Below are 212 nucleotides of genomic sequence, written 5' to 3' on the forward strand. Positions count from 1 at the left end.
CCAACCATGCCGTAACATGGGTGGTTTGGGCTCTTCCCCGTTCGCTCGCCACTACTGGGGGAATCATTGTTATTTTCTTTTCCTGCAGGTACTAAGATGTTTCAGTTCCCTGCGTTAGCCCCTTACAATGTAAGGTGATATCCCTTCAGGATATCGGGTTGTCCCATTCGGAAATTCACGGATCAAGGGTTATTTGCACCTCCCCGTGACTT

General features: G+C 49.1%; 1 rRNA gene. It reads right to left on the bottom strand.

The annotated features are described in order from the left end of the window. Nucleotides 1-212: ribosomal RNA gene (locus I6E24_RS17135) — 23S ribosomal RNA — on the bottom strand; the annotation flags it as partial.

The organism is Bacteroides caecigallinarum, assembly GCF_021530995.1.
Lineage (GTDB): Bacteria > Bacteroidota > Bacteroidia > Bacteroidales > Bacteroidaceae > Phocaeicola > Phocaeicola faecigallinarum.